The 21662-nt window shown below is 70.9% G+C and carries 21 protein-coding genes; 4 read left to right on the top strand and 17 right to left on the bottom strand.

What is annotated here, in order from left to right:
* Positions 1–231: 231 nt before the first annotated feature.
* Positions 232–1560, top strand: a complete 1329-nt coding sequence (locus DEJ27_RS11175; protein ID WP_110859523.1) for an ABC transporter substrate-binding protein — start codon at positions 232–234, stop codon at positions 1558–1560.
* Positions 1561–1713: 153 nt separating this feature from the next.
* Here DEJ27_RS11175 and rarD read toward each other — a convergent pair whose 3' ends face one another.
* Both rarD and groES read right to left on the bottom strand, forming a co-directional pair.
* Positions 1714–2676, bottom strand: a complete 963-nt coding sequence (rarD, locus tag DEJ27_RS11170; protein WP_181430137.1) for an EamA family transporter RarD — start codon at positions 2674–2676, stop codon at positions 1714–1716.
* Between the two features lie 156 nt (positions 2677–2832).
* Positions 2833–3129: a co-chaperone GroES gene (groES, locus tag DEJ27_RS11165; protein ID WP_017885484.1), complete on the bottom strand. Its 297-nt coding sequence runs from the start codon at positions 3127–3129 to the stop codon at positions 2833–2835.
* Positions 3130–3289: 160 nt separating this feature from the next.
* On the opposite strand from groES, the gene DEJ27_RS11160 reads away from it, so the two are divergent.
* Positions 3290–4492: a class I SAM-dependent methyltransferase gene (locus DEJ27_RS11160; RefSeq protein ID WP_110859521.1), complete on the top strand. Its 1203-nt coding sequence runs from the start codon at positions 3290–3292 to the stop codon at positions 4490–4492.
* Between the two features lie 31 nt (positions 4493–4523).
* On the opposite strand, the gene DEJ27_RS11155 is transcribed toward DEJ27_RS11160, so the two are convergent.
* The 11 genes from DEJ27_RS11155 to glmS form a co-directional block, all read right to left on the bottom strand.
* On the bottom strand, positions 4524–5282 hold the full coding sequence (locus DEJ27_RS11155) for a DUF4190 domain-containing protein (RefSeq protein ID WP_146238510.1): 759 nt from the start codon (positions 5280–5282) through the stop codon (positions 4524–4526).
* 85 nt (positions 5283–5367) lie between these two features.
* Positions 5368–6423, bottom strand: a complete 1056-nt coding sequence (gene tsaD, locus DEJ27_RS11150; RefSeq protein WP_111090913.1) for a tRNA (adenosine(37)-N6)-threonylcarbamoyltransferase complex transferase subunit TsaD — start codon at positions 6421–6423, stop codon at positions 5368–5370.
* Positions 6410–6955, bottom strand: coding sequence for a ribosomal protein S18-alanine N-acetyltransferase (gene rimI, locus DEJ27_RS11145; protein ID WP_181420021.1), 546 nt, complete (start codon positions 6953–6955; stop codon positions 6410–6412). The genes tsaD and rimI overlap by 14 nt, the downstream gene beginning before the upstream one ends.
* Positions 6952–7587 carry a tRNA (adenosine(37)-N6)-threonylcarbamoyltransferase complex dimerization subunit type 1 TsaB gene (gene tsaB / locus DEJ27_RS11140; RefSeq protein ID WP_110859518.1) on the bottom strand — a complete coding sequence of 212 codons (636 nt, stop codon included), beginning with the start codon at positions 7585–7587 and terminating at the stop codon, positions 6952–6954. Before tsaB ends, rimI begins: the two co-directional genes overlap by 4 nt.
* Positions 7588–7631: 44 nt before the next feature.
* Complete coding sequence (locus tag DEJ27_RS11135) at positions 7632–8096, bottom strand: hypothetical protein (RefSeq protein WP_110859517.1); 465 nt, start codon at positions 8094–8096, stop codon at positions 7632–7634.
* A 44-nt stretch (positions 8097–8140) separates the two neighbouring features.
* Positions 8141–8740, bottom strand: a complete 600-nt coding sequence (locus DEJ27_RS11130; RefSeq protein ID WP_110859516.1) for an NAD(P)H-dependent oxidoreductase — start codon at positions 8738–8740, stop codon at positions 8141–8143.
* A gap of 313 nt (positions 8741–9053) precedes the next feature.
* Positions 9054–9563 (bottom strand): tRNA (adenosine(37)-N6)-threonylcarbamoyltransferase complex ATPase subunit type 1 TsaE, encoded by a 510-nt coding sequence (gene tsaE, locus DEJ27_RS11120; RefSeq protein WP_220032931.1) that lies wholly within the window; start codon positions 9561–9563, stop codon positions 9054–9056.
* Entirely contained in the window at positions 9560–10726 is a 1167-nt protein-coding gene (alr, locus tag DEJ27_RS11115) for an alanine racemase (protein WP_181420020.1), read from the bottom strand. The genes tsaE and alr (DEJ27_RS11115) overlap by 4 nt, the downstream gene beginning before the upstream one ends.
* Complete coding sequence (gene alr / locus DEJ27_RS11110) at positions 10723–11826, bottom strand: alanine racemase (protein WP_110859514.1); 1104 nt, start codon at positions 11824–11826, stop codon at positions 10723–10725. Before alr (DEJ27_RS11110) ends, alr (DEJ27_RS11115) begins: the two co-directional genes overlap by 4 nt.
* Entirely contained in the window at positions 11823–12218 is a 396-nt protein-coding gene (locus DEJ27_RS11105; protein ID WP_110859513.1) for a holo-ACP synthase, read from the bottom strand. The genes alr (DEJ27_RS11110) and DEJ27_RS11105 overlap by 4 nt, the downstream gene beginning before the upstream one ends.
* A gap of 8 nt (positions 12219–12226) precedes the next feature.
* Positions 12227–14074 (bottom strand): glutamine--fructose-6-phosphate transaminase (isomerizing), encoded by a 1848-nt coding sequence (glmS, locus tag DEJ27_RS11100; protein WP_110859512.1) that lies wholly within the window; start codon positions 14072–14074, stop codon positions 12227–12229.
* A gap of 70 nt (positions 14075–14144) precedes the next feature.
* Between glmS and DEJ27_RS11095 the strand changes: the two genes are divergently transcribed.
* Positions 14145–14630 (top strand): glutathione peroxidase, encoded by a 486-nt coding sequence (locus DEJ27_RS11095; RefSeq protein WP_110859511.1) that lies wholly within the window; start codon positions 14145–14147, stop codon positions 14628–14630.
* 105 nt (positions 14631–14735) lie between these two features.
* Positions 14736–15680 (top strand): type I pantothenate kinase, encoded by a 945-nt coding sequence (coaA, locus tag DEJ27_RS11090; RefSeq protein ID WP_110859510.1) that lies wholly within the window; start codon positions 14736–14738, stop codon positions 15678–15680.
* Between the two features lie 92 nt (positions 15681–15772).
* On the opposite strand, the gene glmM is transcribed toward coaA, so the two are convergent.
* From glmM to DEJ27_RS11070, 4 genes are all read right to left on the bottom strand, one after another.
* Entirely contained in the window at positions 15773–17146 is a 1374-nt protein-coding gene (gene glmM / locus DEJ27_RS11085; RefSeq protein ID WP_110859509.1) for a phosphoglucosamine mutase, read from the bottom strand.
* 22 nt (positions 17147–17168) lie between these two features.
* The gene (rpsI, locus tag DEJ27_RS11080; protein ID WP_027466716.1) at positions 17169–17654 is read right to left on the bottom strand and encodes a 30S ribosomal protein S9; all 486 of its coding nucleotides are present in this window, start codon (positions 17652–17654) and stop codon (positions 17169–17171) included.
* A 36-nt stretch (positions 17655–17690) separates the two neighbouring features.
* Positions 17691–18137 (bottom strand): 50S ribosomal protein L13, encoded by a 447-nt coding sequence (rplM, locus tag DEJ27_RS11075; protein WP_027466717.1) that lies wholly within the window; start codon positions 18135–18137, stop codon positions 17691–17693.
* A 329-nt stretch (positions 18138–18466) separates the two neighbouring features.
* Positions 18467–21547, bottom strand: coding sequence for an ExeM/NucH family extracellular endonuclease (locus DEJ27_RS11070; protein ID WP_181430136.1), 3081 nt, complete (start codon positions 21545–21547; stop codon positions 18467–18469).
* Positions 21548–21662: the final 115 nt, after the last annotated feature.

Raw genomic sequence — 21662 nt, 5'->3', positions numbered from 1 at the left:
CCCTGCCGGACCATCCGCCTGGCGCAGGTCGGGTCGCCACCCCGGCACCGTCACGAACGTGCCGATCCCTGTCCCCGCGCACAGGAACGTCACGGCTCGGTAACGAAACACCTTTGCGTACCGCCCCGTCACACGGGCGAAACACATGGACCCTACGTTTCTCGACATCCAGTGGAGGCGTCGCATTCACCCGAAGCGGCACAGCCTCCGCGCAGAGAAAGGGCTCCACGGATGATCAGAACCACCCGTGCCACCGCGGCACTGGCGTTGGCGGGCGCAGCAGCCGTCCTCCTCGCCGCGTGTTCCACCACCGGCAGTGCTTCCCCCTCGAGCTCGGCGTCGAGCGATGCGAAGAAGGATCCCGCCGCCAGCTGCAAGGCCCCGGACACCCCCGGCACGGACGCGCTGAAGATCGGCACGATCCTGCCCCTGACCGGTTCGCTGGCCTACCTCAACCCGCCGGCCGAGTCCGGTGTCGGCCTGGCCGTCAAGGACATCAACGCCGCGGGCGGCGTCCTCGACAAGGACGTCACGATCGACCCGGCGACCGACTCCGGTGACAGCAACGACATGACCGTGTCGAGCTCCGCCGCGACGAAGCTCGTCAACGCGAAGGTCCCGGTCGCGATCGGCGCCGAGTCCTCGTCCGTCACGTTGAACGTCATCGACCAGCTGACGAGCAACTGCATCGTCGAGATCTCGCCCGCGAACACCGCGTCCGACCTCTCCGGCTACTCGTCGTACTACTACCGGACCGCACCGCCGGACTCGGTGCAGGGTTCCGCGCTCGGTCAGCTCGTGACCGGTGACGGCAACGCGAAGGTCGCCTTCCTGGTCTTCAACGACACCTACGGCACCGGCCTCCGCAACTCGGTGCAGTCGGCCGTCGAGGCCTCCGGTGGCCAGGTCGTCTACGGCGGCAAGGGCGAGGGCCAGGAGTTCCCGCCCGGCCAGACCACGTTCTCGTCCGAGGTGACCGCTGCCCTGGCCGCGAAGCCCGACGCGATCGTCGTCCTCGCCTTCGACGAGACGAAGTCGATCATCCCGGAGCTCGTCTCCCAGGGGAACGAAGCGAAGATCTACATGTCCGACGGCAACACGGCGGACTACTCGAAGGACTTCGACAAGGGCACCCTCAGCGGCGCCCAGGGCACCATCCCCGGCGCCTCGCCGAAGGACGACTTCAAGAAGCAGCTCGCCGCCTTCTACAAGGACTCGTCGGGCAAGACGCTCGCCGACTACTCGTACGCGGCGGAGTCGTACGACGCCACCGTCCTCGCCGCCCTCGCCGCGGTGAAGGGCAAGGGCACCGACTCCGGCACGATCCAGGCGAACATGGCTGCCGTGTCCGGTGCTGACGGCGGCACCGAGTGCACCACGTTCAAGGAGTGCAAGACCCTCCTGGACGACGGCGAGGACATCCACTACACCGGCCCGTCCGGCATCGGCCCGTTCGACGACAACAACGACCCGTCGAGCGCCTACATCGGCATCTACAAGTTCGACGGCGACAACAAGCCCGTCTACCAGAGCGCCATCCAGGGTGCGGTGAAGAAGTAGGGCACAGCCCAGCACCGCTCGCGAAAGCGACAGTCCCCCGCGGAACCTCCGCGGGGGACTGTCGCTTTCGCTTCGGTGTCGGGGACGACCGGCAGGATGTGTCGCCTTCGCAGGACGGAGCGACGGGCGGCCTGGAGGCCCGTGGGGCCCGGGTCAGACCGGCTCGGCCGCGGCGGGTGCGAGCGCCCGGCGACGGGACGCCCGTGCGGCGGCGAACGAGTCCGCCGTCAGCACCACGAGCGCGAGCCACACGATGCCGAAGCCGAACCAGCGGCCCGCTGACATCTCCTCGTGCTGCACCAGCACTCCGACGAGCAGCTGCATCACGGGCGCCAGGTACTGGGTCAGGCCGAGGGTCGACAGGCTCACCCGACGGGCCGACGACGCGAAGAGCAGCAGCGGCACCGCGGTCGCCGGCCCGGTCAGCACGGTGATGACCACGTGTCCCCAGCCCTCGCTCGTGAACGTCACCCCGCCGCCGAGCCCGGTCGCCCCGAGCACCACCAGCGCCACGACTGCGATCGGCAGCAGCCACACGGTCTCGAGTGTCAGGCCGCTCAGGGCGTCCACGGCGCCGCCGACGCGCTTCTTCACCAGGCCGTACAGCCCGAACGAGAACGCCAGGGCCAGCGAGATCCACGGCATCTGCCCGTACCCGATGGCGATGACGACGACGGCGACGACGCTCAGCCCGACGGCGGTCCACTGCGCCGGACGCAGGCGTTCACGCAGGACCACGACGCCGAGCGCGATCGTGACGAGCGGGTTGATGAAGTAGCCGAGCGCGGCCTCGACGGTGTGGCCGGTGGTCGTCGCGAGGACGTAGACGGTCCAGTTGACCAGGATCAGGACGGCGGCGAGCCCCATCACGAGCATCACGCGGCGCTGGGCCATCAGGGTGCGGGTGCGGAGCCACGACCGGGTGACGGCGATCGCGACCGCGCAGAACACCAGGCCGACGACGATCCGCCACGACACGATCTCGAACGCCGCCGCGGGGGCCATGGCCGCGAACAGCAGGGGCATCAGACCCCAGAGCCCGTACGCCACGATGGCCTGCACCACGCCGACGGATGCCTCGCTGCGGACAGGTCGCGCGGGACTCGGTTCACTCACGGAACCATCCTAGGAACGACCGCCGACCCGTGGGACGCGCGCCGGGCCTCCAGGCGGGCTGATCAGGACCGCAATGCCCGGGTGACGGGCCCCGGAGACACGTCACGCCCCGTCGGCCCGAAGGCCGGACGGGGCGTGACGTGTCGAGTACTCGACTCAGTGAACGATGACCGCGAGGACATCGCGGGCCGACAGGACCAGCAGGTCCTCGCCCGAGTACTTGACCTCGGTTCCGCCGTACTTGGAGTAGATGACCTTGTCACCCACGGCGACGTCGAGCGGGACGCGGTTGCCGTTGTCGTCGATGCGACCCGGACCCACGGCGACGACCTCGCCCTCCTGGGGCTTCTCCTTCGCGGTGTCGGGGATGACCAGACCGGAAGCGGTGGTCTGCTCCGCCTCGACCTGGCGGATGACGATGCGATCCTCGAGCGGCTTGATGCTGACGGCCACGGTGACCTCTTCTTTCTCGGTACGGACTCGGTACAGATGAAAACCGGGTTGGCACTTCGCACAGGAGAGTGCCAACGCCAACTCTAGGGGGCCTCTGGCACTCGGTCAATCCGAGTGCCAGCAGATCCGGAGAACACGCAGCACCTGCGAGGATCGACGCATGGACGCCGCCGAACTCACCGCACTGCTGACCTCCGACGGGATGGCCCTGCTCGACCGTACCCCCGGCGTCTCCGACGGCGGCGAGATCGTCCGCGTGGTGTCCCGGCTGCGCGCCGAGGGCCACGATCCCCGGCTCGTCGCGGCCGTCCTCACCCAGGCGAAGCTGCGGCTGAAGGCCCGCGGCAAGTTCGGCGACTTCGCGTCCCGCATGCTCTTCACCGAGGCCGGGCTCGAGCAGGCCACCCGGCTGCAGGTCGCGGCCCAGCACGCCGGACGCTTCGCCGCGGCCGGGCTGACCCGTGTCGCCGACCTCGGCTGCGGCATCGGCGGGGACGCCATGGCAATGGCGGCGCTCGACCTCGACGTCACCGCCGTCGATCGCGACGAGGTGACCGCGGCCGTCGCGACCCACAACCTGGCGGTCTGGCCGAACGCGCGGGTGGAACTCGGTGATGCCGCGTCCTTCGACCTGTCCTCGGTGGACGGCGTGTGGATGGACCCCGCACGACGCACCTCCGGCCACTCCGACACCCGCCGGCTCGCCGACCCGGACGACTGGTCGCCCTCGCTCGACACCGTGTTCGCCGCGGCGACGACGACGCCGACCGGCGTGAAGCTCGGTCCGGGCATCGACCGCGACCTGATCCCGGACACCGCCGAGGCGCAGTGGACCTCCGTCGACCGCGAGGTCGTGGAGCTCGCCCTGTGGTTCGGCCCCCTCGCCCGCCCCGGGATCCGCCGCGCTGCCACCGTCATCGGCGCACACGGCATCGCCGAGATGACCGGAGCGGCCGACGCCGATGACGCCGAGGTCGGACCGCTCGGCGCCCACCTGTACGAGCCCGACGGCGCCGTGATCCGCGCACGGCTGATCGGCGACCTGGCACGCAGCCTCGACGGGCACATGCTGTCCGACGGCATCGCCTACGTCACGTCCGACCGCGCCGTCACGACCCCCTTCGCGCAGGGCTTCCGGGTGCTCGACACGATGCCGCTCGACGTCAAGCGACTGGCTGCGCGGCTCGCCGCCGACAGCATCGGCACCGTCGAGATCAAGAAGCGCGGCGTCGACGTCGACCCCGCCCAGTTCCGCAAGCGGCTGCGGTTGCGCGGGTCGGGTCGGGTCACGCTCGTGCTCACCCGCCTGGAGGGACGCCACACGGCGATCCTGTGCGAGCGGCTCACCGACACGGTCGGCTGACGGCCGGGGGCCGCGCGGTGCTCCGTCAGCGTCAGTTGACGAAGGCGCCGGAGCTCGAGCTGTAGTCGGAGTAGTCCGAGTAGTCCGACGCGTTCGCGATCGAGATCCACACCAGGGCGACGATCAGGATGAACAGGCCCGTCAGGATCCAGCCACCGATGATGCCGGCGAGCGCGAGGCCACGGCCGCCCTCACCGCTCTGCTTGATCTTGCCGAGGGCGATGTGGCCCATGATCGCGCCGGCCGGGCTCGTCAGAATGATGATCGGCCAGATGATGATGCCGCCGAACGCGAAGACGATCGACAGGATCGACAGGACGTTCGTCTTCGGGCGCTGCGCGTAGGGCTGGTAGGTGTACGGGTTCGACGCGTAGGGCTGCTGCTGACCGTACGGGTTCTGCTGCTGACCGTACGGGTTCTGCGGGGCGCCGTAGGCATTCTGCTGCTGCTGAGCCGCGTACGGGTTCTGCTGCTGTGCGTACGGGTTCGACTGGGACTGCGGTGCCGCGTACGGGTCCTGCTGCTGCGGCTGACCGTACGGGTTCGACTGCTGCGGCGCCGCGTACGGGTTCTGCTGCTGCGGAGCGCCGTACGGGTTCTGCGGCTGCTGCGGCGCCGCGTACGGGTCCTGCTGCTGGCCGTACGGGTGCTGGGGCGCTTCCGGGGCCGACGGGGCCTGCGGTGCGTCAGGAGCCTGCGGGGCGTCCGGGGCGGGCGTGCCGTCGGGCTGTCCGTTCACTGGTCCGTTCGGCGTCTCGCCCGGCTTCGGCCACTCGTTCTGATCGGACACCGTCCACCCCTCTCGGCGTCCGGTCTCTCCGACGCCAGGTTGAATCCTCCCACAGGCTCCCGAAGAAGGACCGGGGCAGAACTGGTCAGACCTGGACGGTCGTCACAGGCAGGGTCGAGTCCGCGGCGATGCCGAGGGCGCTCGGCGCGCGCCCCTCGGCGACCAGACGGGCTCCGACGGCGGCGATCATCGCGCCGTTGTCGGTGCACAGGTCGAACGGCGGGATCCGCAGCCGCACGCCCGCCGCCGCGCAACGCTCCTCGGCGACCTGGCGCAGTCGGGCGTTCGCGACGACCCCTCCACCGAGCAGCAGGCGGTCGACGCCGGTGTCGCGGCACGCGTTCAGGGCCTTGGTCAGCAGGACGTCGACCACGGCCTCGCGGAAGCTCGCGGCGACGTCGGCCACCGGCACCTCGCGGCCCTCGTCGCGGCAGCGCTCGACCCACCGTGCGACAGCGGTCTTGAGCCCCGAGAACGAGAAGTCGTACCGGTGCGCGGCCATGTCCTTCGGCAGCGTCAGTCCCCGGGGGAACCGGATCGCCGCCGGGTCACCATCGGCCGCGGCTCGGTCGATCTGGGGGCCGCCGGGGTAGGGCAGCCCGAGCAACCGCGCGACCTTGTCGAACGCCTCGCCCGCCGCGTCGTCGATCGTCTCGCCGAGCAGTTCGACGTCGCCGACCAGGTCCCGCACCAGCAGCAGCGACGTGTGGCCACCGGAGACCAGCAGCGCGATCGTCGGCAGCTCGATCTCGCTGCCGTCCTCACGCAGCACGTCGGCGCCGACGTGCCCGACCAGGTGGTTCACGCCGTACAGGGGCTTGCCGGTGGCCACGGCGAGCGCCTTCGCAGCGCCCACCCCGACCATGAGCGCCCCCGCCAGGCCCGGCCCGGCGGTGACCGCGACCGCGTCGAGTTCGTCGAGGGTGACGCCGGCGCGGTCGAGCGCCTCGTGCAGCGTCGGTGTCATCGCCTCCAGGTGGGCCCGTGCGGCGACCTCGGGCACGACCCCGCCGTACCGCGCGTGCTCGTCCATGCTCGAGGCGATCACGTTCGCCAGCAGGGTGCTCCCCCGCACGATGCCGACGCCGGTCTCGTCGCAGCTCGTCTCGATGCCGAGCACCAGTGGTTCAGTCGCGCTCACCGAGGGCCTCCTGTCCGATGGGTCCGACGTCCGACGACCGCTCGGCGTCCGGGCCGGGCAGTTCCGCCCGCATCACCCACGCGTCGACGCCGTCCGGTTGGTAGTAGCGCGGCCGGGTCGCGATGTGCTCGAACCCGAACGCCGTGTACATCGCCTGCGCCACGGGGTTGTCCGCGCGCACCTCGAGGAACACCTCGCGCACACCGCGGCGCCGGGCCTCGTCGAGCAGCTCCGTGAACAGGACCCGCCCGAGCCCCTTGCCGCGCTGGTCCGCGGCGACGGCGATGGTCTGCACGTCGGCCACCGGGTTGCCCGCGAGCGACGAGAGCCCGGCGTACCCGACGACCTGCGGCGCGGAGGCGTCGTCGACCGTCTCGATCACGACGTAGTACCCGTGCGGTGAGTACAGCTCGCCCGACATCTGGGACGCCGACCAGGCGTCCGTCGGGAACGAGACGTGCTCGAGCCACATGATGTCGTCGAGGTCCTGCGGGTGTGCTCGCCGCAGGCGGAGCCCGTCCGGCAGGGTCACTGCTTCACCCGCTTCGGCGCACCCGGCACCGTGACGTCGGGATCGCGCAGGTACAGGGGCGTGTCCTGGTCGAACGCCGCACCGGACGCGAGCCGGTCCGCGGCGAGCGAGCCGAGCCTCCAGGCCGGGATGGACGCGACCGTCAGGCGGCCCCAGCCCACCGCTTCGGGCCGGGAGGCACGGATCGCGTCGTCGAGATCGGCGGGCTTGGCGAGTCCGGGGCCGGCCACGCGGACGCCGTCGGCGTCGTAGGCGCTCCAGTAGACCTCGCGGCGTCGGGCGTCCGTGAGGACGACGAACGGCCCGTCGATGCCCGAGTCGCGCTGGTCGAGGGCCACGGCGTCGTGGCTGACGAGGGGCAGGACGGGGACGCCGCGGGCTGCGGCGAAGGTGCGGGCGGCGGCGATGCCGACTCGCAGGCCGGTGAAGGGGCCGGGGCCCATGCCGGCGACGACGCCGGTGACGTCGGCTCCGCTGATGCCGGCGTCGGCGAGGGTCTCGGCGAGGAACGGGCCGATCACCTCGGCATGCCGGCGGCTGTCCTCGGTGTCGCGGGTCGCGAGGGCCACGCCGGTGGCCGGGTCGACGACGGCGACGGAGGTCCCGGCGGAGGTGTCGATCGCGAGCAGCACCCGTCCATCGTAGGCGGCTGCGACGGGCCGGACCGGCGGTCGGGCTACTCGAACCGGACCGTGCCCGTCGTCGAGGCCTCGGATGCATCCTGGAGGTGACGCAAGCGTGAACGGATCGCGCCGTCCTGACGACGCAGGACGACGGCGACGTCAGGTACCGACATCCCGGCTGCGAGCATCGCCTCCAACCCGGCATCCTCCTGCGGTGTCCACGGCGCGTAAGCGGCGGGTCGATCCAGCCGGGCGGCATCGACCTGCGGGTTGCCGGTCGGTGCCGCGCGCACCGTCATCGGCGAAGACACGTCGTCGGTACCCGTCGTCGTGACACCCGTCACCGACGGACCTTGCTCCGGATCGGTCGCCCTCACTGCCAAGCGGGCGACCGCCGTGAAGGGGTGGCGTGCCGCGACCACACCCGCGGACGACCGGAACACCAGCTCGGCGCCGTCGCGGTCGACGGTGCTGACCTCGAGATCGCTGAAGCCCCCGTTGTCGAAGACGATGCGCATCGCTCCCCCGTTCGCGCTGACCAGACCTGCTGCGAGGGTATCGGTCACTGCCCGTGCCGGTCGACGACCGCACGACGGACGGCGTCCACGGCGGCGGTGACCGCTCGCCCACGCGCCGAGGCGTCGTCGGACTCCGAGTCGTGCACGAACGCGGTGACGCCACGCCGAGCCCCGCAGAAGTCGACGATCCCGTGCACGACCTGCGTTCGGAGGGCCTCGCCGTACCCGTGCCGCTCGTACACGCCGGCGTCGTCACCCGCGATCGGGACCAGGTGGACGGTCAACCGTCCGAGGTTCCGGCGCATCGCGCCCTCGGCCTCGACGTCGAACGCCCACCCGTTCACGAACACCCGGTCCACCCACCCCTTGAGCAGCGCCGGCATCGACCACCACCAGACCGGGAACACGAGCACCAGGTCGGTTGCACGGTCGATCCGCTGCTGCTCGGCCACGATGTCGGGCGGGGCGACCGCCCCGGTCCGGTACGTCTGCCGGTCAGCCAGCGTGAACCGTGGGTCGAACCCTTCGTCGGCGAGGTCGGCGAGTTCTGCGGAACCCGACGGCAGCGCGTCGCGCAGCCGATGCGCGACGTGGTGCGTGAGCGACTCGGGGTCGGGGTGGGCGGTCACGATGAGCGTCTGCACACCTCATCTTCTCGAGGGTCCCTGGGCGGCGGCGGGATGGTCAGCCGGAAGTCTGCTCCCGGGCCCATGCGACCTCGTGGTCCAACTGCCCGGTCCGACGGAACAGGCGGACCTGGTGCGTGTCCGGCAGCACGGCAGCCAGTGCCTGTCGGTCGGCGGGCGTGAAGCCGAGCGACTGTCAGAACGGACAACGGACCGGAGCGACGCGAGAACGGCCGCACCGTCGGCTCGTCGAGGCCAGCGAGGGTCAGGTCCGCCCCGACGAGGAACGCACGGAGCGCCTCCACGTCGCCCGCGTCGACGGGCTGCAGGGTCAGAGGGCCGCGCCTTCCCAACGCGGGCCGATGGCGGTCACGACGACACGGCGGGGCTCGTCGGGCACGTCGTCCGGGTCCGTGTCGTGAGCGGCTGCGTCGTCGGCACCGGTGGTACGCGTGATCTCGACGTCGAGCACGCTGTCGCTGATGCCGTCGACCATGCCGCGACCCCACTCGACGACGACGATGGCGGCGTCCCAGTCGAGGTCGAGGTCGTCGAGCTCGACCGGGTCGGACAGGCGGTAGGCGTCGACGTGCACCAGGTCCGGGCCAGCGGTCGTCGGGTGCGTCCGGGCGAGGACGAAGGTCGGGCTGGACACCTGGCCGCGCGCGCCGAGTGCAGCCCCGAGCCCGCGCGTCAGGGTCGTCTTGCCGGCACCGAGCGGTCCGGTCAGCACGACGAGGTCCCCCGCGTGCAGCACCGCGGCCAACCGGGCGCCGAGCTCCCCCATCGCCTCGGTGCCGTCGACGGTGGTGTCGAGCAGGACGTGCGCCGACTCGGTCACGGCCGCTCGCCCCGCAGGTACTCCCCGACCCGTCCCTCGATGTCGTGGCCCTCATAGGACCGGGGCACACGGCTGCCGATCCGGCAGACGATCTCCTCGCCGATGGTCTCGAGCGCCGCGCCCCACTCGAGCACGGTCATCTCGTCGTGCTCGCCGGTGCCGAACAGCACGACGGTGTCACCGGTCTGCACGTCGTCCTCGCCGACGTCCACCAGGAACTGGTCCATCGCGACGCGGCCGGCGATCGGGTAGCGCTTGCCGCCGATCGCGACCTGGATGCGGCCCTGCGCCAGACGCGGGACCCCGTCGGCGTACCCGACGGGCACGAGGGCCAGGGTCGTCTCGGTCGCGGTGCGGTACGTGTAGTCGTAGGAGACGCCGGTGTCGACGGGGACGCGCTTCGTCTTCGCGACCGACGCGGTCAGGGTCATCACCGGCTCGAGGCCGAGGTCGGCCGCCGAGACGCCGTCGGCTCCGGGGATGCCGAACAGGTTCGCACCCATCCGGACCATGTCCTTCCGGAACTCCTTGCGCTCCAGCCCCGCGAGCGACGCGGCGACGTGCTCCATCGGGACGTCGAGCCCCAGGTCCTCGGCGATCTCGATCGCGGCGTCGAACACGGCGACCGCGGCGCTGTCCTCGTGGTCGGACGCCTCGGCCAGGTGCGTGTACGCGGCGACGACCTCGATGCGGCCGTTCCGCTGGGCGTCCCGGGCGAGCTCGACGAGCGTCGGCCAGTCCGCCGGGGTCGCGCCGTCGCGGTGCAGGCCGGAGTCGACGCCGAGGTGCACCCGGGCCGGTCGCTGGTCGACGGCGTCGATGATGCGCCGCAGCTCGGCGACGTTCGAGACGCCGAGGTCGACGGCCGAGTCGATGGCGTCACGGAAGTCCAGGTCGGGGTCGTGCTGCCAGGTGAACAGGTGGACGTCCTCGCCGACGCCGATCGCGCGCAGGCGCAGGGCGGCGGACACCGTCAGCACACCGATCCAGCGGATCCCGGCGTCGACGGCGGCGAGCGCGATCGGCTCGAGGCCGTGCCCGTACGCGTCGGCCTTCATGATCGCCATCACGGCGACCGGGTCCATCCACTCGCGGACACGGTCGAGGTTGGCACGGTAGGCGTCGAGGTCGATGCGCGCCTGACGCAGCGGTGCGGAGCTCACGTCGTCCTCCGTTCCACGCTGCGGCCGATCCGGGCGACCACCTCGTAGTTGATCGTGCCGATGGCGTCGGCCCAGTCCTCGACGGCGGGGTCGCCGTTCGCGGGGTCGCCCCACAGCACCGCCTCGTCGCCGACCTGGACGTCGGCGTCGCCGATGTCGACGTGCATGGCGTTCATCGCGACGCGTCCGACCACCGGGAACGTCCGGTCGCCGATCCGCACCGAGACCCGGTTGCCGAAGTCGCGGTCGAAGCCGTCCGCGTAGCCCAGGCCGATCACGGCGAGACGGGTGTCCGTCTCGGCGCGCCAGGTGTAGCCGTAGGAGACGCCGTCGCCCGCAGCGACCGGCACGGTGCGGAGCACGGCGGCGGTGACCCGCATCGCCGGGCGCAGCCCCAGGTCGGCCGAGGTGCGACCGTCGAAGGGGCTCAGTCCGTACAGGGCGAGTCCGACGCGGGACAGGTCGTGGCGGGTCTCCGGTACGGCGATGCTCGCGGCACTCGCGGCGAGGTGCACCACGTCCGGCACGATGCCGTTCGCGGCCAGGCCGTCCAGCGCCCGCTGCAGTGCGGCGTCCTGGTCGAGGTCGTCGGTGCGCGACGCGTTCGACAGGTGGGACATGAGCCCCTCGACCCGGGTGCGGTTGCCGGCTCGGGCCAGGGCGCCGGCGGTCGCGAAGAGCTCGGCCCACTCGGACTCGACCGCACCGTTGCGGCTCAGGCCGGTGTCGACGCACAGGTGCACGGCGCGGACGTCGGAGTCGGCTGCTGCGGAGAGCTGCTCGACGCTCGACACCGCGGGCGTGACGTCGAACTGGGCGGCGCGGCGGAAGTCCTCGTCGGGGGCGTGCAGCCACGCGAGGATCCGCACCCCCTCGTCGATGCCGCCCTGACGGAGCGCGACGGCCTCGTCGATGTCGGCGACCCCGAGCCACTCGGCCCCGGCGTCGACGAAGGCCTGCGCGGCGTCGAGGGCCCCGTGGCCGTAGGCGTTCGCCTTGACCACCGCGATGACCCCGGCCGGGGCGACCCGGTCGGCGATGGTCGCGTAGTTCTCGATCAGGGCTCCGCGATCGAGCGTGATGCCGGTGAACGCACTCACTGGATCGTTCCTTCCAGGACCACGTCTGTTCCTTCCAGGACCACGAACGCGGTCGCGATCCCTCCATCATGCGAGAGCGACAGGTGCACGCTCGTCACGCCACGCGCGTCCGCCACCTGCCGGGCGCCCTGGTGCAGGGTGAGCGACGGGTTCCGCTGGTCGTCGGACACGACCTCGAGGTCCTGCCAGCTCAGCCCGGCACTCGACCCGAAGGCCTTGATCAGGGCTTCCTTCGCCGCGAACCGTGCGGCGAGGGACGCGATCGGCCGGGGCTCGCCGTCACGGATCTGCTCGGACGGCGTGAACAGCCGCGCCCGCATCGCCGGTGTGCGCTCCAGCACCCGTTCGAACCGCTCCAGGTCGACCACGTCGACCCCGATCCCGATGATCACCGTCGCGACTACTCGACGGTGACCGACTTCGCGAGGTTGCGTGGCTGGTCCACGTCGAGGCCCTTGGCGGCGGCGAGCTCCATCCCGAACATGTGCAGCGGTGCCACGGCGAGCAGCGGCTCGAACAGCGGGGTCGCGAGGGGGATCCGCAGGACCTCGTCGGCGAAGGGCAGCACCGCGGCGTCGCCTTCTTCAGCGATGGCGATCACCCGGGCACCGCGGGCGCGGATCTCCTGGATGTTCGAGACGACCTTCGGGTGCAGCGATCGGGGGTCGCGCGGCGACGGCACGATGACGAAGACGATCTGGCCCGGCTCGATCAGGGCGATCGGGCCGTGCTTGAGCTCCCCGGCGGCGAAGCCCTCGGCGTGGATGTACGCGAGCTCCTTGAGCTTGAGGGCACCCTCGAGCGCGATCGGGTAGCCGACGTGGCGGCCGAGGAACAGCACGCTCCGGGTGTCCGCCATCCAGCGGGCCAGGTCCTTGATGCCGGCGGCGTCCTCGATGGTCTGCTGCAGCTTCGGCGCGAGCCCCTCGAGCTCGGCCACCTGCTCGGCGATCTGCTCGGCGGTGAGCGTGCCGCGCAGCGTCGCCAGGTGTAGCCCGAGCAGGTAGAGCGCGACGCCCTGGGCGATGAAGGCCTTGGTCGACGCGACGGCGACCTCGGGCCCGGCGTGCGTGTAGATCACGGCGTCGGACTCACGCGGGATCGTGGCGCCCTGGGTGTTGCAGATCGACAGGACCTGCGCGCCCTGCTCGCGGGCGTACTTGACGGCCATGAGCGTGTCCATGGTCTCGCCGGACTGGCTGATCGAGACGACCAGGGTGCGCTCGTTCAACACCGGGTCGCGGTAGCGGAACTCGTGGGCGAGCTCGACCTCGACCGGCACACGGGCCCACTGCTCGATGGCGTACTTGCCCAGGATGCCGGCGTAGGCGGCGGTGCCGCAGGCGATCACGATGACGCGCTCGACCGTCGCCAGGCGGTCGGCGATCGGGTCGAGGTCGGTCAGCGTGACGGCGCCGTCGTGGACGCGGCCGAGGATCGTCTTCGCGACGGCCTCGGGCTCCTCGCTGATCTCCTTCGCCATGAACGAGCTCCAGCCGCCCTTGTCGGCGGCGGAGGCGTCCCAGTTGACCTCGAACTCGGTCGGCGTGGCCGGGGTGCCGTCGAAGTGGATGACGTCGACGCCGTCGGGGCGGATCGTGGCGATCTCGTCCTGCCCGATCGACAGTGCGCGCTGCGTGTAGGCGACGAACGCGGCGACGTCCGAGCCCATGAAGTTCTCACCGTCGCCGAGCCCGACCACCAGGGGCGAGTTGCGACGGGCACCGACGACGACGCCGGGCTGGTCGGCGTGCACGACGAGGAGCGTGAAGGCCCCCTCGAGCCGCTGCACGGCCCGCTGCATCGCTGCGGTCAGGTCACCGGTCTCGCGGAAGGCGCGTCCGACCAGGTGAGCGGCGACCTCGGAGTCGGTCTCGCTGCGGAACTCGATGCCCTCGGCCTGCAGATCGGCGCGGAGCTCGGAGAAGTTCTCGATGATGCCGTTGTGGATGAGGGCGAGCTTGTCGCCGTCGGCCAGGTGCGGGTGGGCGTTGCCGTCGGTCGGGCCACCGTGGGTCGCCCAGCGGGTGTGCCCGATGCCGGTCGTGCCGTCCGGGATCGGCGACGACTCGAGCTCGTCGACCAGGGCCTGGAGCTTGCCGGCCTTCTTGGCCGACACGAGGTCCCCTGCTGGGTCGACGACGGCGATGCCCGCCGAGTCGTAGCCGCGGTACTCGAGGCGACGGAGGCCACCGAGGAGGACGTCCTGGCTGCTGTTGCTGCCGACGTAGCCGACGATTCCACACATGGAACCGATCCTACGGTCTGCCTGGACGCCGACCCTGCGAAGTCCCAGGGGTGGGGATAACGTTTCGGCCATGGGACGCTTCGACGACATCGCCATCACCACACTGCACGGCGAGGACACCACGTTCGGCGCCTACGCCGACAAAGCCGTACTGGTCGTGAACGTCGCCTCCCGGTGCGGCCTCGCTCCGCAGTACGAGCAGCTCGAGTCCCTGCAGAAGCAGTACGGCCCCCGCGGGTTCACGGTGCTGGGCTTCCCGAGCAACCAGTTCCTGCAGGAGCTCGGCTCGTCCGAGGCGATCGACGAGTACTGCTCCACCACGTGGGGTGTGACGTTCCCGATGTCCGAGAAGGTCAAGGTCAACGGCAAGAGCGCGCACCCGCTCTACCAGGCCCTCAAGGAGACCCCGGACGCCGACGGCAAGGCCGGCCGGGTCGCCTGGAACTTCGAGAAGTTCCTCGTCGCGCCCGACGGCACCGTCACGCGCTTCCGCCCCACCACCAAGCCGGACGCCCCCGAGGTCGTCGCCGCCATCGAGGCGGCCCTGCCCGCCTGACGCGTCGCGTCCTGCGGGCGCGCACCGAGCACTGGCCGGGAGGCCCGGGGCACGTGAGCCGACCGGCTCACGTGCCCCGGGCCTCCCGTCTGTACGCTCGATCCCATGCCGTTCTCGGAGACCGCCGTCGCGCACCCGACCCCGTTCGTGGAGATCCCGCGTGACGAGTGGTCCCAGCTCGCCCCGAAGGAGCACCTGTCGCTCACCGAGACCGAGATCGTGCAGCTGCGCGGTCTCGGCGACCGGTTGGACATGCAGGAGGTGCAGGAGGTCTACCTGCCCCTGTCCCGCCTGCTCACGCTCTACGCCGCCGGTGCGCGGAACCTGCACGCCGAGACGAGCCGGTTCCTCGGGGAGCGCGCCGGACGCACGCCGTTCGTCATCGGCGTCGCCGGTTCCGTCGCGGTCGGCAAGTCCACCGTCGCCCGTCTGCTGCGCGAGCTGACGAAGCGCTGGCCGGACACCCCTCGGGTCGAGCTCGTGACGACCGACGGCTTCCTGTACCCGAACGCCGAGCTGGAGCGCCGCGGGATCATGGACCGCAAGGGCTTCCCGGAGTCGTACGACCGCCGCTCCCTGCTGCGCTTCGTGAGCCAGGTGAAGAGCGGGGCGACCGAGGTCCGCGCGCCGTACTACTCGCACCTGGTCTACGACATCGTGCCCGATGCCGAGATCGTCGTCCGGCAGCCCGACGTGCTCATCGTCGAGGGTCTCAACGTGCTGGCGCCCCCGGTGCACGGGCGGCTCGCACTGTCCGACTTGTTCGACTTCACGATCTACGTGGACGCGAAGACGAAGGACATCGAGTCCTGGTACATCGACCGGTTCCTCGCCCTGCAGGAAGAGGCGTTCTCGAGCCCCGACTCGTTCTTCCACCGGTTCGCCTCGCTGTCGCGTGAGGACGCGGTGCGGACGGCGACCGAGGTCTGGCGGGCGATCAACGAGCCGAACCTGATCGAGAACGTGCTGCCCACGCGCTCCCGCGCCACCCTGGTGCTGAAGAAGGGCGCGAACCACAAGGTGAACTCGGTCCTGCTCCGCAAGATCTGAGCTGGGGCGACACGGAACCAGGTTCCGGACACCACACCAGGGAAGAACACGGTGCTGTGTCCGGAACCTGGTTCCGTGAGCGGCGAACGCCCCTACGCGACGTCGAGCGCCAGGCGGTCCTGCACGACCGCGGCGAGCTCCTCGGCGATGCGCTGGGCATCGTCCTGCGAGGCAGCCTCGACCATGACGCGCACAACCGGCTCGGTGCCCGACGGACGGAGCAGCACACGGCCGCTGTCCCCGAGCGCCTCGGTGGCGGCGGCGATGGCGTCCTGCACGCCCTGGTCGGCGAGCCCGTGGCGATCGACGCCCCGGACGTTGAGCAGCACCTGCGGGAACACGGTCATGCACGAGGCGAGCTCCTGCAGCGACTTCCCCGTCCGTGCCATCTCGGCCACCAGGTGCAGCCCGGTCAGGATGCCGTCGCCCGTGGTGGCGAACTCGTTGAAGATGATGTGGCCGGACTGCTCGCCACCGATGGAGTAGTCGCCCTCGGTCATCTTCTCGAGCACGTAACGGTCGCCCACGCCGGCCTCGATCACGGTGATGCCCGCGTCGGCCATGGCGCGCTTCAGCCCGAGGTTCGACATGACCGTCGCGACGAGGGTGTCGTCCTTCAGTCGTCCGCGCTCCTGCAGGGACAGCGCGAGGATCGCCATGATCTGGTCACCGTCGATCGCGTTGCCCGCGGCGTCGACCGCCAGGCAACGGTCCGCGTCGCCGTCGTGTGCGATGCCGACGTCGGCGCCGTGCTCGAGCACCGCGCGGGCGAGGTTGTCGATGTGGGTCGAACCGACGCCGTCGTTGATGTTCCAGCCGTCGGGGTCGGCGCCGATGAGCGTCACGCGGGCACCCGCGTTGACGAACACCTCGGGCGAGACGCCGGCGGCGGCACCGTTGGCGCAGTCGAGCACCACGTGGATGCCGTCGAGCCGGTGCGGCAACGTGCCGAGCAGGTGCACCACGTAGCGGTCCTCGGCGTCGGCGAACCGCGAGATGCGCCCGACGTCGATGCCGGTGGGGGTGGGTGCGGAGTGGTCGTGCATGGCCGCTTCGATGCGGTCCTCGACCTCGTCCGGAAGCTTGCGGCCACCCGTGGCGAAGAACTTGATCCCGTTGTCGGGAGCGGGGTTGTGCGATGCGGAGATCATCACGCCGAAGTCGGCGTCGATGTCCGCGACGAGGAACGCCGCGGCGGGGGTGGGGATGACCCCGGCGTCGAGCACGTCGACGCCGGCCGAGGCGAGCCCGGCCGCGACGGCGGCACCGAGGAACTCGCCGGAGACGCGCGGGTCGCGCGCGAGGACCGCGCGCGGGCGCGGTCGACCCGACGCCCGGCGGGCGTCGGCGTGGTGTCCGTGTGTGAGGACGGCCGCGCTCGCCTGGGCAAGACCCAGTGCGAGCGCGGCCGTCAGCTCGCCGTTGGCGAGACCACGAACCCCGTCGGTACCGAACAGACGCGGCATGGCGATCTTCAGCCGGTGACGACTAGCGCTTCGAGAACTGCGACGCCTTGCGGGCCTTCTTGAGACCGGCCTTCTTGCGCTCGATGACGCGGGCGTCACGGGTGAGGAAGCCGGCCTTCTTGAGGGTCGCGCGGTTGTTCTCGCGGTCGATCTCGTTCAGGGTGCGGGCGATGGCGAGGCGGAGCGCGCCGGCCTGACCCGAGGGGCCACCACCGGTGATGCGGGCGACGACGTCGTACGAGCCGAGGAGCTCGAGCACCTTGAAGGGGTCGTTGATGAGCTGCTGGTGCAGCTTGTTCGGGAAGTAGTCCTCGAGCGTGCGGCCGTTCACGACGAACGTGCCGGAGCCCGGGACGAGCCGGACGCGCGCGATGGCCTCCTTGCGGCGCCCGACGGCACCGCCGGAGACGTTGAGGATCTGACGGGGAGCGGCCTCGGCAGCGGCGGGTGCGCTCTCCGTGGTGAAGCTCTCCGGGGTCTGGTCGAGGGAATCAGCGATCTGAGCCATGAGTTTTCTGTGTCCTTGAAGTCGTCGTGGCCGGAACTACTGTGCGACCTGGTCGAAGATGTACGGCTTGGGCTGCTGCGCGGCGTGCGGGTGCTCCGCGCCGGCGTAGACCTTCAGCTTCTTGAGCTGCTCGCGGCCGAGGGTGTTCTTCGGCAGCATGCCGCGGATCGCCTTCTCGACGGCGCGGGTGGGGTGCTTCTCGAGCATCTCCGGGTAGGAGGTCGCCGTCAGGCCGCCCGGGTAGCCCGAGTGACGGTAGTAGACCTTCTTCGCGAGCTTCGAACCGGTCAGGGCGACCTTGTCGGCGTTCACGATGATGACGAAGTCACCCATGTCCATGTGCTGGGCGAAGGTGGCCTTGTGCTTGCCGCGCAGGAGCGCCGCGGCGTGGGTGGCGAGACGGCCGAGGACGACGTCGGTGGCGTCGATGACGATCCAGTCGTGCTGGACGTCTGCCGGCTTCGGTGAGAACGTGCGAGTCACAGGAGTGCTGCTTTCGTGTCGAGGTGAGGAGTCCGTGAATCCCACTCCGGTCGGGAGTTCCACGGGCAGAAGCACGGGGAACACCTCTGTTGGAGGGCTCATCTGACTGTCCGCGCGCGGGGCGCACAGACCAAGGTGAGAGCTTAGCCGACGCGGGGTACGTCGGTCAAACGCGCCCCGCTGTCGGCCTGGAGGCGCGTGGCGGCCCGCACCGTGCCTCCCGTCCGCCCTGGGGCCGGCCCCACCGCCCATGGTGTGCAGGAACGGTCGGGTCCCCACTGCGGACCCGACCGTTCCTGCACACCACCCACCCCCGTGGGGCGTGGGGACTACTCCGCAGCCACAGCCCGACGTCGGCGACGCACGACCAGCACACCCGCACCCGCCGCGAGCAGCAGGAACGCCACCACCGCACCGGCACCGAGGCCCGCAGCACCCGTGAACGCGAGCTGCCCATCCGTGGTGATCGTGATCGGGGTCCACCCGATCAACGACCCGTCCGCAGCCGTCACCACCAACCGGTGCACCCCAGCCGCGGTGCCCGCCGGGATCGTCACCCGCACCGTCCCGTCCGCAGCCACCACCGCGGTCCCGATCAGCGTCGGGGTCGAGAACAGCCACACGTTCACCGTGTCACCGGCCGACGCGGTGCCGACCGTCACCGTGATCGTCTCCCCCGCACGAGCCGACGACGGAGCCGACACCCCACCACGGCTCGCCTCCGTCAACAGCGACACCGACGGCGCCACCGGAGCAACCGGGGCAACCGGCGGCGTGCTCCCGTCGACCGGCGGCACCGGGGCCGGCGTCGGGTTCGGCACCGGCGTCGGGGTCGGAACCGGCGTCGGGTCCGTGCCCGGGTCGGTGCCCGCGGCGTCCAGGTCGAACCCGACCAGGATCGGGTCGTGGTCGCTCGCCCGGTACACGTCGTCGTTGTACAGGTTCGTCGCGTTGTAGTTGTAGCGGCTGTACTCCAGGCCCACCGACTCGACCGAGTTGATGTTCCAGATGTCCACGCCCGTGACCGTCTCGAGCGCGGCCTTCGACGCGAACACGTGGTCGAGCGAACCGCTCAGGCCGGAGAACACGTACGAGTACTCGGTACTGTCGAGCGCCGGGCCGAGGTCGGTGTAGCCGGCCTCGTCGAGGACCACCACCGGGTCCTCCTTGCTGTACGCGTTGAAGTCGCCGAGCATGAACACCTTGTCGGTGCCGTACTGCTCCTGCATGTCGGTGGAGAACGTCACGAGGGCCTTCGCCTGCTCGACGCGGTCGGCGTTCGACGCCCCCTGTCCGTCGCCCTGATCGGCGTTCTCGCCGGTGCCGGAGCCCTTCGACTTGAAGTGGTTCGCGATCACCAGGAAGTCGTCGTCCGCGGTGCCGCCGACCGGGCGGAACGCGTCCGCGACGGGCTGGCGGGCGTTCGTGAACGCGTCGTGGAGCAGGATCGTCGACTCGCCGACGGGCTCGACGCGGTCCTTCTTGTAGATGATGGCGAGGCGGATGACGTCTTCGCTCGCGGGCACGACGGCCGGGGACTTCGCGTAGGCCCAGGTGTCCTGGCCGGTGGCGGCGTTGAGCGCGTCGACCAGGGTGGCCACGGCGGCGTCGCGGTCCTGACCGAAGCGGACGGAGTTCTCGATCTCCTCGAGCGAGACGACGTCGGCGTCCAGGCCGTTGATCGCCTTGACGATCTTGACCTGCTGGCGCAGGAAGTCCTCCTCCTCGGCGGCACCGCGGGCATCGCAGCCCGAGTTCACCGTGACGGGGTCTCCGGCACGGTCCGTGTAGTACTTGCAGCCGGTGAGCTCGTCGCCCGTGGTCGGGAAGTAGTTGAGCACGTTGAAGCCGGCGAGCTTCAGGTCACCACCGACGTCCTGCGGTGCCGGCTGGCGCACCTTCGAGAACGACGCCGGCAGCTCGGCGGCCGGGGTCGCACCCGTGATCGGCGCGGTCGGCTGGAACTTCCACCCGTTGTTGCGGTAGTCGAGGACGACCGGCTCGGTGAAGGTGGCTGCGGCCCCGACGGTGACCGGGCCCTGGGTGAGCCACGACACGGGGATGCCCTGGTTCGCCTGGGTCAGGAAGTTGGTGCTCGCACCGTCGTCGAGCGTGACCTTGCGCGCGGCGTTGTCGGCCTCGACGGCCTTCGCCTCGGCGCTGCCCGGTCGGCCGACCTCGGTCGGCTGGACCAGGCGCTTCGTGCCGCTGGCGAGCACGACCTCGCCGTACTGGTTCGTCGTGTAGTTGTCCGCGACGGTGTACGCCCCCTGGGGAGCGACGAGCATGCTCTCGAGCGACTCGCGCTGGGCGTCGGACGACGGGAACGCGACCGCGGCCGGCTGCGGTGCCGCGACGGGGTCGGTCAGCTGCTGCACCGACGAGGCCCCGGACACCGTGAGCTCGGTCAGGCCGAAGTACTCGGAGACGGCGCCGGTGACTCGCACGTGGTCGCCCTCGTGCACCAGCCCGGCGGTGGCGGACGAGAAGACGAACACGGCGTCGGACGCGGTGTGGGCGGCGAGGTCGATCGCGCCGCCGGTGCCCGGGGTCTGGATCGTGTAGCCGTTGAAGCCGCCGGTGCCGTAGACCGCGGTGACGACGCCGTCCGTCGTGACGTTCTTGCGGACGTACGGCGAGGTGTCCGTGGTGCCCTGCAGCTGGGCGATGGTCACCGTCTCGGCGGGGGTGCCGGGCGTCGGGGTCCCGCCGTCACCCGGGTCGGTCGGTTCCGTGGGCTCGGTCGGTGCCGTCGTCTCGCCCGCGGCGTTCCGCGGGGTGAGCGTCGTCGTCACCGAGAAGTCCGCACCGTTGACGTCGGTGTCCGTGGTGCCCTGGCGGACCAGGCCGTTCGGCACGGAGTTGTCCCCGGTCACGGTGCGCACGGCCGACTCGAACGTGTTCGAGGCGCCGTAGCCGAGCAGGTCGACCACGCCGTCGGTGCCGGTGGCGACGGGTCCGGCGGCGAGTGCCAGGGGTGCGGTGGCGTCGGACAGCACGAGCGTGCCGGTGGTACCCGATGGGTTGAGCGTCGCGGTGTCGTCGGCGGCGGGCAGGTCCTCGCCGGCGGGGGTGGCCCCGCCGTTGCCCGCCATCGACACCAGGAAGGTGCCCTTCGCCGGCACGGTGCCCTGGAGCGCACTGGCCGAGAACGTGCCGGTGCCCGTGGCCGACCGGTACTGCAACGACCACCCGTCGAGCGACACGGCGGCGTCGGTCGGGTTGCCGATCTCGACGAACTTCTCGTTGTAGAACGCGCCCTTGCTCCCCGCCTTCAGGTAGGCCTCCTCGATGACGAGGTCGGTCCCCTCGGGGTTCGCGGTCGCTGCGGTGACGGTGACGAGTGGAGCCGCGAGGAGCGTCGCGGCCGCCGTGGCGCACAGCAGAGTGCGCCCGAGGGTGTTGGCCATGACCGCACGCTACCGACCTGCGGGGACATTCAGGTTGCGTCGAGGTAAATGATTGCGTTCGGCAACATCAGCCGATCGCGCGGCATCAGCCGATCGCGTTCTGCGGCACAGCCGA

Origin of the sequence: Curtobacterium sp. MCPF17_018, assembly GCF_003234135.1 — a bacterium.
Classification (GTDB): domain Bacteria; phylum Actinomycetota; class Actinomycetes; order Actinomycetales; family Microbacteriaceae; genus Curtobacterium; species Curtobacterium flaccumfaciens.
This window is presented reverse-complemented; position numbering and strand designations above follow the sequence as displayed.

Bases quoted from the DNA above. Each gene is read 5' to 3' on its own strand.
- glmM (WP_110859509.1), bottom strand. From the start codon at position 17,146: ATGCCGCGTCTGTTCGGTACCGACGGGGTTCGTGGTCTCGCCAACGGC.
- DEJ27_RS11095 (WP_110859511.1), top strand. From the start codon at position 14,145: ATGGGACGCTTCGACGACATCGCCATCACCACACTGCACGGCGAGGAC.
- DEJ27_RS11135 (WP_110859517.1), bottom strand. From the start codon at position 8,096: ATGCGCATCGTCTTCGACAACGGGGGCTTCAGCGATCTCGAGGTCAGC.
- DEJ27_RS11160 (WP_110859521.1), top strand. From the start codon at position 3,290: ATGGACGCCGCCGAACTCACCGCACTGCTGACCTCCGACGGGATGGCC.
- glmS (WP_110859512.1), bottom strand. From the start codon at position 14,074: ATGTGTGGAATCGTCGGCTACGTCGGCAGCAACAGCAGCCAGGACGTC.
- DEJ27_RS11070 (WP_181430136.1), bottom strand. From the start codon at position 21,547: ATGGCCAACACCCTCGGGCGCACTCTGCTGTGCGCCACGGCGGCCGCG.
- coaA (WP_110859510.1), top strand. From the start codon at position 14,736: ATGCCGTTCTCGGAGACCGCCGTCGCGCACCCGACCCCGTTCGTGGAG.
- DEJ27_RS11175 (WP_110859523.1), top strand. From the start codon at position 232: ATGATCAGAACCACCCGTGCCACCGCGGCACTGGCGTTGGCGGGCGCA.
- rpsI (WP_027466716.1), bottom strand. From the start codon at position 17,654: ATGGCTCAGATCGCTGATTCCCTCGACCAGACCCCGGAGAGCTTCACC.